The sequence below is a fragment of the Alloalcanivorax venustensis ISO4 genome, assembly GCF_015356855.1.
GTDB classification, from domain to species: domain Bacteria; phylum Pseudomonadota; class Gammaproteobacteria; order Pseudomonadales; family Alcanivoracaceae; genus Alloalcanivorax; species Alloalcanivorax venustensis.
Window position 1 is genome coordinate 57,918 of the sequence record NZ_ARXR01000017.1, and the last position, 7,243, is coordinate 65,160.

Sequence of the window (7,243 nt, forward strand, 5' to 3'; positions counted from 1 at the left end):
ACCACGGCAATCGCCGTGGCCCGGTGTATTTATTGCGCGGTGGCGGTGCCTTTTGTCAGGTCGGGCGCGCCGGCGTCATCGTAGTTGTTTACGCGCCTGCCGATCTCGTCGAAGTCGAACCGCTGGTTGCTGGCCAGGCTGATGGCCACGCAGACCAGGGTGCTGACGCCGTAGGCGGTGAGTGACGCCATCAGCACGGTGTAGTCGCGCAGGAAGTGGAAGCCGAACCAGGCGGTGGCCAGGAAGGCGATCACGCCGGCAATCGCACCGATGCGTACGCCGAAGAAGCCGAAGGCCATCAGCCCGATCACCACGCCACCGCCGATGGCCGCGAGGAACTCGAACAACAACGCGGTAAAGCCCTGCATCGGCAGCAGATCAAAGCGCGCCACGCAGAACATAATCAGCGCGACCACCACGGCCCAGGTAAAGGCGGCGTTGGTGATCCGGTTCCAGTAGCAGCTGGCGATCACCGGGAACACAATGGCGCCCCACAGCGCGCCGACAAAGACCAGCATGACCAGAATGTCCAAGGCGAAGCTGGCGAAGACCAGCCCGCACACAGTGGCGACGATCATGGTGACGCGGCCGATCAGCAGCATTTTTTTCGGGTCGGCGTTGTCCTTGGCGATGTTCTTGCCGTACACGTCGGCCATGACGATGGCGGACAGGGCGGACAGATCAGAGTCGGCGGTGGACGACAGCGAGCCGATCACCAGGATGAAGAACAGCGCGATAAACACCGGCGGCAGGTAGGTGGAGACCACCTGGGGGATCAGGTTGTTCATGTCGCCGTTGACCGGTTCGATGCCGGCGGAGACCGCCATCAGGCCGATCATGCCCAGCCCGATGACAATCGCCGCGTAGCCCACGGTGGCGGTCACGAAGGTGCGTTTAATGTGCTTCTCGTTCACCGCGAACAGGCGCTGCGAAATGGTCTGGTTGCCGATGGCGTAGGCCAGCACGGCGACGAAGTAGGGCGCGCCCTGGTTCAGGATGGCGTCCATGGAGAACAGGTTCTGTTGCTCCGCGGTCAGGGTGCTCATGCCGTCCATGATCGTGCCGGGGCCGCCCATGGCGAACAGCACCGCGGGGATGATCACCACGGCGATGGCCATCAACGCCACCAGCTGCGCGAAATCGGTGAACACCGAAGCGCGGAAGCCGGAGGTCAGGGTGTAGCTGAGTACGCCGATGCCGGCAATGATCACACCGGTTTGAAACGACAGCGGCGACAGAACCGATACCAGCGCGCCGGCGGCGGTGAAGTTCACCATCAGGCTGATCAGGCTGCCCAACACGTTGGAGAACGCCAGAATCAACTGGCTGGAAGCACCGTGCCGGGCGTGGATCAGTTCGCCCAGCGTGTGGCCGTTGGGCGCCAGCTTCCGGAACCGCTGGCCGAACGGGTAGATGAACAGAATCATCAGCGCGCCCCACAGGCCGTAATGGAGCGGGCCGGACAGGCCGTAGGTATAGCCGGAGGTGGCGGCGGCGTAGAAGGAGGCGGCCCAGATCCAGGTGGCGGTCATGCTGGCGGCGCCCATGCCGAAGCCCACGCGGTGGTTGGCGACCATGAAGGCGTCGGTGCCCTGGCGGTCGCTCTTGATCAGTAGCGTCAACAGATAGGTGCCGCCGTAGAAGGCGGCGAGAAGCAACAGGATGGTAAGAGGCGAAAATTGATAAAAGCCGGTATCGGTCAAACGTGTCTCCCAGTGAAACAGACGCGCGCTGGCAGGCCGGGCGGTGCGAATGGCGACCACCGGCGGACGGCGCGGCAAGGAACCCGCTGAGGGCGTTTTGATGGGTCGCGGTGACCCGGGTTGAAATGAAAAGGCCCGGAGCCGGTGTCGCCGGCGCGGGAAAAGCCGTAAAAACAAAGCGGCCTGCAATTGCAGGCCGCGAGGGAGGCGTACTCTAGTGCTTATCGGGCTGGGTTGCCAGCCCGCGACGTCAGGCTTGGGCCGGTTGTACCCGATACCCTTTCAGTGTGGCCACGAAATCCTGCAGCGCGTGGATGCCGGATTCTTCCGCGTCCCGGCACCACTGGGCCAGGGACTCCAGCATCTCGGAGGAGTTGCGGCTGGTCTGGCTCCAGATCGACTGCAGGCGCAGCCGGTACTCATAGATGGTGGCCAGGGTGTGGTTGTGCTCGGTCAGGTTGGCCAGCCGGTGCTTGTGGCGGCTCTTGAAGAACCGCTGGTCCCGGTACAAGAGTGTGCGGGCACGACTGTAGAAACCACGGGTGGCCTCGCAGGCGCGCGCCCTCTCCTGTTCGAATACCGGCTTGATCACGGCGCGGCGGTACTGGGCCATCACCTGGAAGCGGTGCTGGAAGACTGCCCGCAGGGTATCCAGATCCACGGCGGGTTTGGCGTTGTCGCGGTCCACCACCGGCTTGGGCGCCACCTTCTTCACTTTCGCCAGGCCCAGCATTTCGAACAGGCGGATCCACGCCCAGCCCATGTCGAACTCAAAGCGGCGGATCGAAAGCTTGGCGGAATTGGGGTAGGTGTGGTGGTTGTTGTGCAGCTCTTCACCGCCGATCAACACACCCCAGGGCAGCACGTTGCGCGAGGCGTCCGTGCATTCGAAGTTGCGGTAGCCCCAATAGTGGCCGATGCCGTTGATCACGCCGGCGGCGAACAGGGGGATCCAGATCATCTGCACCGCCCAGATGGTGATGCCGATGGCGCCGAACAGGGCCAGATCAATGGCGCCCATCAGCGCGATGCCCAGGAAGGTGAAGCGGCTGTAGACATTGCGCTCGACCCAGTCGTCCGGGCAGCCGGCGCCGTACTTGTCCAGGGTTTCCTGGTTCACGGCTTCCGCCTGATAGAGCTCGGCGCCTTCGCTGAGCACTTTGCGAATGCCCAGCACCTGGGGGCTGTGCGGGTCTTCTTCCGTGTCACAGCGGGCGTGGTGCTTGCGGTGGATGGCGGTCCAGGCGCGGGTGTTCTGGCCGGTGGTCAGCCACAGCCAGAAGCGGAAGAAATGTTTGAGAGCCGGGTGCAGCTCCAGGGCCCGGTGGGCGGAATAGCGGTGCAGGTACACGGTCACGCTGACAATGGTCACGTGGGTCATGGCCAGGGTGATGAGCACCAGTGCCCAGGGGCCGGCGGAAAGCAGGCCACCGGAGAAGAAATTCAGTACGTCGTTCATGGCGGAAACACGGTTGTGGAACCGTTCCGGTTCCAGGTTTTCGGGGTCGGCGGTGTCGGCCGCCGGTCACCGGGTACAGCGTAGTGACTATCGGGTCATGAGCAGGTGACCCTCGGAGTGTACCTGAGCCTGCCATCCGGGGGCCAGATAAACCGTCCCCACGGCTTCGAACACCAGCGCCGGCCCGCGCAGCGCCTGGCCTGAGGCCAGATTGTCGCGGCGGTAAACCGGCACCGGCGTGTCCACGCCCGGCAGCCGGGCCTCCCAGGCCGGGGCGCCGTCGCCGCCGGCCAGAGGCGCGGGGGCCGGGGGGCGCGCCGGTGCCTGGCAGCGCACCCGTACGTTGACCCTCTGCACCGGCAGCGCCAGCCGGTGGCCGTAGCGGTGCTCGTGGAGGCGGTGAAACGCGGTCTCCGCCGCCTCCGGGTCGCCGTCCCAGGGCAAGCCGAGGGTCGACGATTGCCCTTGATAGCACAGGTCCAGTGTCACTTCGGTGACCACGTCGCTGTCGGGCACCCCTTCCGAGGCCAGTTCCCGCCGGCCGCGCCGGTCCAGGTCCGCCGCCAGGGCGTCCACCCGGGCGGCGTCGGCGCCGCCGGGCAGCGCCTGGATCAATTCCCGCTTGCGCGGTGCGTACACCAGCCCCTCGGCGGACAGCACGCCGGCGCGGATCGGCATCACCGCCCGCCGCATGCCCAGGTTCTCCGCCAGGGCGCACACATGCAGGCCGCCGGCGCCGCCGAAGCTGACCAGCTGGAAATCCGCCGGGTCGAAGCCCTTCTGAATGGAGATCACCCGCAGCGCCTGGCTCATGTGTTCATTGGCCAGCTCGATAATGCCCCGGGCCGCGCTCACCGTGTCCAGGCCCAGTGATCGCGCCACCCGCGCCACCGCCGCTTCGGCGGCGTCCCGGTCCAGGGCCAGGCTGCCGCCCAGGGCGAACTCCGGCTGCAGGCGGCCGAGCACCAGGTTGGCGTCGGTGACCGTGGGCTCCTGGCCCCCCTTGCCGTAGCAGGCCGGGCCCGGGTCGGCGCCGGCGGATTGCGGGCCCACATGCAGCAGGCCGGCGTCGTCGACCCGCGCCAGGGAACCGCCGCCGGCGCCGATGGTGTGCATGTCCACCATCGGCACCGCCACCGGGTAGGGGCCGATATGGCCGCTCTGGGTGAGGCGGATATCGCCGTCCAGCAGCGCCACGTCGGTGGAGGTGCCGCCCATGTCGAAGGTCATCAGGTGGTCTTCGCCCAGGGCGCCGCCCAGGCGGTGGGCGGCGCTGAGGCCCCCGGCGGGGCCGGACAGCAACAGGTTCACGGCGCGCCCGGCCGCCTGGTCGGCGGCCACGGTGCCGCCGTTGGACTGCATGATGGTCAGCGGCGAGGGCGCGGTGTGCGCCTTCAGGCGGCTGATGTAATGGTGAATGCGCGGCGCCAGCCAGGCGTTCAGCCAGGTGGCCATGCCGCGCTCGTACTCGCCCCGGGTGGGCAGCACCCGGCTGGACAGGCTCACCGCCAGGCCGGCGTCCTCCAGGGCGCGGCCCAGGCGCTCCTCGTGGTCCGGGTCCAGGTAGGCGAACAGCAGGTTCACCGCCACGGATTCCGGGTCGTGGGCGCGTACGCGGGCCACCAGGTCGTCGATGTCGGCGTCGTTCAGGCCGATCACCGCCGTGCCGTCGGCGCCCAGGCGGGCGCTCAGGCTCTCCACCGGGGTGTCGGCCAGCGCCGTGGGCGCCGCGGAAGGCGTCAGGTTATACAGCTCCGGCCGGTTCTGGCGGCCGATCAGCAGCACGTCCTCCAGGCCCCGGTTGGTGACCAGCACGGTGCGCGCGCCCTTGCTCTCCAGAGCCGCGTTGGTGGCCACCGTGGTGCCATGGACGATCACCAGCTCACCGGCGCGCAGGCGATCCTCCAGGCCCATCTCGCGGATGCCCTGGAGGATCGCCTCCTCCGGGGCCGCCGGCGTCGACAGCACTTTGTGGATACGCGGGGTAGCCTCGCCGAGCAGGACGAAATCGGTGAAGGTGCCGCCGGTGTCGACACCGAGCCAGTACGACATGTTGTCTCCCAGGATAGGATGTCTCCGTTGCCTGTGCCCGTTACAATCCAGGGCGTCATCTTAGCCTCCCTCACCCAGGATAGCCCATGCCCGAATTGCCCGAAGTGGAGACCACCCGGCGCGGCATCGAGCCCCATGTGGCCGGCCGCACCCTCACCGCCGTCACCGTGCGCGAGCCGCGCCTGCGCTGGCCGGTGGACGCTCGGGTCGCCGAGCTGCGCGACAAGCGCATCGTCGGCCTGCGGCGGCGCGCCAAGTACCTGCTGATGGACCTCGGCGATCTGAACCTGGGGATTCACCTGGGCATGTCCGGCACCCTGCGCGTGGTCCCCGCAGAGACGCCGCTGCGCAAGCACGACCACATCGATCTGCACCTGGACAGCGGCCGGCTGCTGCGTTTCAACGACCCGCGCCGCTTCGGCGCCCTGCTGTACCTGACGGACGCCCTGACCCACCCGTTGCTGGCCAACCTGGGCCCCGAGCCCCTGGACCAGGATTTTTCCGGCGGCTGGCTGTACCGCCGCAGTCGCGGTCGGCGGGTGTCGGTGAAGAGCTTCATCATGGATAACGCCACCGTGGTGGGCGTGGGCAACATCTACGCCCAGGAAAGCCTGTTCCTGGCCGGCATCCACCCCAGCCGCCCCGCCGGCCGCATCAGCGAGGCGCGCTACCAGCGTCTGGCGCTGGCGATACGCTCGGTGCTGGCCAAGGCCATCGAGGCCGGCGGCACCACCCTGCGCGATTTCACCAGCGCCGACGGCCAGCCCGGCTACTTCGCCCAGCAGCTGCTGGTCTACGGCCGCGCCGGCGAGCCCTGCCCGCAATGCGCCGAGCCGCTGCGCGGCGGCCGCCACGGCCAGCGCAGCACCGTCTATTGCCCGCGCTGCCAGCGCTGAGCGGCAGGGATATTGCCGCTTCCGGGGCAACAATGTAGATTCGGGGTTCATTCTAAAATCGGTAGGGGGATTAAAATGAAGCGAGCGAAGGAGCCGCTGACAGCTGCGATTCTCGCCATTTCGGTATTGGCCGGCGGAACTCTTGGTTCCGTGCAAGCACAGGCGGGGCAGATGGAAGAGAATAACCGCCCGGGGGAAATAGCCATGCTTGGCGACGCTGTTTTTGTCCGGCCTGTAATGGGCGCGGCCACGGTCGTGGGCACCGTCGTTTACACCGTCATGTTGCCATTTACCCTACTGGGGGGTAACGAGGACGAGGCGGCTGAGACACTTGTCAAAACGCCGGTCCGCACCACCTTTCTACGCTGCCTGGGTTGCACCCCTACTCAGCATGACCGCCTTCGTCGCGACAAACAGATAGAAGCGCAAAGAACGGCGGATAAATAATTAGCGCCATCTGAAACAAAAAGGAGAATATAGAATGAGGAAGTTAATCTGGGGGAGCGCGCTGGGTCTGCTGGGCGCTTTTGCCCCGGCTGTTTCTTTCGCGGACGGCTATATTGGCCTCAACTATACCCAACTGGAACAGAACGACCGCTTCTTCGGTGAAGACGAGTTCGATACGGGCGAAGTGTTTGCTCGTTTGGGCGGGCACATAAATCGCTACTTCGCGACCGAGCTCCGGCTTGGCACTACTCTGAATGACAAAAGCGAGGACGGCGAAGAGTACCGCTTCAATTATCATGTGGGGGCGTATATTCAGCTCGGCTATCAGTTTGATTTTTGGCGTCCTTATCTGCTTCTCGGTTACACCTATGGTGAAGAGGACGCGACCTTAAATAACAATATTCGTTACGACGATGAAACCGCTACGATAAAAGACACCTCTTATGGTGCGGGCGTCGATGTAAATATCGGTGAAAATTTCGGCATCAATGCGGAATATGTTCAGTACTACGATATTGGCGATGTCTCCTTCAAGGGGCCGTCGGCAGGGGTTTTTTATAAGTTCTAGATTTTAGTTCTAGGGAAGGGAAAAAAATGACATTGGATAAAAAAACAGAGGGCGTCCTACGCTCCTTGCGCGTTTTGCTATGCGCCGTTTTCGGAGTCTGTCAACATAGTTGGCACAT

6 protein-coding genes are annotated in these 7,243 nt (G+C 65.2%); 3 read left to right on the forward strand and 3 right to left on the reverse strand.

Annotated elements, in window-relative coordinates; genetic code table 11:
- Window positions 1-29: 29 nt before the first annotated feature.
- From ISO4_RS10890 to ISO4_RS10900, 3 genes are all read right to left on the reverse strand, one after another.
- Window positions 30-1,703, reverse strand: a complete 1,674-nt coding sequence (locus ISO4_RS10890) for a sodium:solute symporter family protein (RefSeq protein WP_194856224.1) — start codon at window positions 1,701-1,703, stop codon at window positions 30-32.
- Between the two features lie 250 nt (window positions 1,704-1,953).
- Entirely contained in the window at window positions 1,954-3,162 is a 1,209-nt protein-coding gene (locus tag ISO4_RS10895; RefSeq protein WP_142947795.1) for a DesA family fatty acid desaturase, read from the reverse strand.
- Between the two features lie 87 nt (window positions 3,163-3,249).
- Window positions 3,250-5,214, reverse strand: coding sequence for a hydantoinase/oxoprolinase family protein (locus tag ISO4_RS10900; RefSeq protein WP_194856225.1), 1,965 nt, complete (start codon window positions 5,212-5,214; stop codon window positions 3,250-3,252).
- Window positions 5,215-5,300: 86 nt separating this feature from the next.
- Between ISO4_RS10900 and mutM the strand changes: the two genes are divergently transcribed.
- From mutM to ISO4_RS10915, 3 genes are all read left to right on the forward strand, one after another.
- Window positions 5,301-6,110 (forward strand): bifunctional DNA-formamidopyrimidine glycosylase/DNA-(apurinic or apyrimidinic site) lyase, encoded by an 810-nt coding sequence (mutM, locus tag ISO4_RS10905; RefSeq protein WP_194856226.1) that lies wholly within the window; start codon window positions 5,301-5,303, stop codon window positions 6,108-6,110.
- Window positions 6,111-6,185: 75 nt separating this feature from the next.
- Window positions 6,186-6,557 carry a hypothetical protein gene (locus tag ISO4_RS10910; RefSeq protein ID WP_194856227.1) on the forward strand — a complete coding sequence of 124 codons (372 nt, stop codon included), beginning with the start codon at window positions 6,186-6,188 and terminating at the stop codon, window positions 6,555-6,557.
- A gap of 34 nt (window positions 6,558-6,591) precedes the next feature.
- Window positions 6,592-7,125, forward strand: a complete 534-nt coding sequence (locus ISO4_RS10915; RefSeq protein WP_194856228.1) for a porin family protein — start codon at window positions 6,592-6,594, stop codon at window positions 7,123-7,125.
- The last annotated feature ends 118 nt before the right edge of the window (window positions 7,126-7,243 follow it).

What these genes read in the sequence shown, in the direction of transcription:
- ISO4_RS10895 (WP_142947795.1), bottom strand. Translation starts at nt 3,162, where the DNA reads ATGAACGACGTACTGAATTTCTTCTCCGGTGGCCTGCTTTCCGCCGGC.
- ISO4_RS10900 (WP_194856225.1), bottom strand. Translation starts at nt 5,214, where the DNA reads ATGTCGTACTGGCTCGGTGTCGACACCGGCGGCACCTTCACCGATTTC.
- mutM (WP_194856226.1), top strand. Translation starts at nt 5,301, where the DNA reads ATGCCCGAATTGCCCGAAGTGGAGACCACCCGGCGCGGCATCGAGCCC.
- ISO4_RS10910 (WP_194856227.1), top strand. Translation starts at nt 6,186, where the DNA reads ATGAAGCGAGCGAAGGAGCCGCTGACAGCTGCGATTCTCGCCATTTCG.
- ISO4_RS10915 (WP_194856228.1), top strand. Translation starts at nt 6,592, where the DNA reads ATGAGGAAGTTAATCTGGGGGAGCGCGCTGGGTCTGCTGGGCGCTTTT.